Source organism: Comamonas sp. 14P8.1.4, assembly GCF_057799285.1.
Genome location: NZ_JBYOKN010000033.1, coordinates 1 through 918, shown reverse-complemented (window position 1 = coordinate 918; position 918 = coordinate 1). Strand labels below are relative to the sequence as shown.

Below are 918 nucleotides of genomic sequence, written 5' to 3'. Positions count from 1 at the left end.
TACCGAACCCAGCGACACTCCCAAAAACGGTTGCCATATCGCAGTTGGCGGCTGTGCGTTTGCAAAGCCGCCAACGCCATGTGTAGAAGTAGCGCTTGCTGCGCCAGGGGGGAGGCAGGGCATTAGTGACAGGCATCTGCAGCCCGTCAGCTTGATAAAGAGTTTTTCTTCAAAAAGCCTTCTAATGCTTATTCAGCAAGCGCTAGTAGCTCTTGTTATTGCAGCAAACTCAGCACGTTCTGGGTCGACTGGTTGGCTTGTGCCACCATGGCCGTGCCCGCTTGCTGCAGAATCTGCGCACGGCTCAAGTTCGCAGTTTCCGACGCAAAGTCGGTGTCCACGATGCGGCCACGTGCTGCCGTGATGTTCTCGTTCATGATGTCGATGTTCTCGATCGTCTTCTCAAAGCGCGTCTGCAACGCACCCAGGTCTGCACGGGCCGAGTTCACCTGGTCGATGGCCGAATCAATCTTCTTCAATGCCAGCCATGCACCGTCTTGGGTCGACACATCCAGGGTTTCAATGCCTGTGGTTTCGGTACCTGCGACAGAAACCACATTGGCATCATCAATGTCCGTTGCCGTTGCGGCGCCATTGATCTTGGCCTGCAGAAGCACTGCAGGAGTATCTGCACTGGTCATGGCGTCAGCCAAGCCTGCAACAGCCGTCACGCCCTTGTCCGACATCAGCGTCAAGGCGTAAGAGCCATCGTCCGCCTTTGCCAGGAAAGCCGTCACATTGGTATCAGCGGTCTTGGCGTTGATCGCTGCTGTAATTTGGCCCAGACGCTCTGTCGTAGAGCTGGCAGCATCAATGGCACCCAGGCTGAAGTCTTTACCATCCACTTTAAAAGTGATGGCATCTGCGGCCACTTCTGCGTAGGTCGCAGCGGGGGACGCATCCAGCCCCTCCATCTTG

1 protein-coding gene is annotated in these 918 nt (G+C 56.0%); it reads right to left on the bottom strand.

The window, feature by feature from the left end:
• Nucleotides 1-215: 215 nt before the first annotated feature.
• On the bottom strand, nucleotides 216-918 hold a 703-nt coding region (locus tag AC27VO_RS16500; RefSeq protein WP_488667803.1), incomplete at its 5' end, for a flagellin.